This is a genomic window from Vibrio sp. 10N.261.55.F4 (assembly GCF_041470465.1).
Lineage (GTDB): Bacteria > Pseudomonadota > Gammaproteobacteria > Enterobacterales > Vibrionaceae > Vibrio > Vibrio crassostreae_C.
The window spans coordinates 1-365 of the sequence record NZ_JBFRMM010000068.1; the positions used below are offsets into that span (position 1 = coordinate 1).

The 365-nt window shown below is 45.5% G+C and carries 3 tRNA genes; all 3 read left to right on the forward strand.

What is annotated here, in order from left to right:
* The first annotated feature begins 6 nt into the window (after positions 1-6).
* The 3 genes from AB4249_RS21850 to AB4249_RS21860 all read left to right on the forward strand — a co-directional run bounded on the left by AB4249_RS21850 (position 7) and on the right by AB4249_RS21860 (position 359).
* Positions 7-91: transfer RNA gene (locus AB4249_RS21850), tRNA-Leu, on the forward strand.
* 51 nt (positions 92-142) lie between these two features.
* Positions 143-219: transfer RNA gene (locus AB4249_RS21855), tRNA-Met, on the forward strand.
* Between the two features lie 55 nt (positions 220-274).
* Positions 275-359: transfer RNA gene (locus tag AB4249_RS21860), tRNA-Leu, on the forward strand.
* Positions 360-365 lie beyond the last annotated feature (6 nt).

The following is a 365-nucleotide window of genomic DNA, read 5'->3' on the forward strand; positions in this document are numbered from 1 at the left end:
TTTGCTGCGGTCGTGGCGGAATTGGTAGACGCACCAGATTTAGGTTCTGGCGCCGAGAGGTGTGAGAGTTCAAGTCTCTCCGACCGCACCATTATTTCTCTTTCATTAGAGAACAAATAGTGAATCGATTAGATTTATTATTGGCTACTTAGCTCAGTTGGTTAGAGCACATCACTCATAATGATGGGGTCGCAGGTTCAAATCCCGCAGTAGCCACCATTTATACAACGTTTTATTGAATCACCAATATTCAGTATGACTATAAAGATTTGCTGCGGTCGTGGCGGAATTGGTAGACGCACCAGATTTAGGTTCTGGCGCCGAGAGGTGTGAGAGTTCAAGTCTCTCCGACCGCACCATTATTT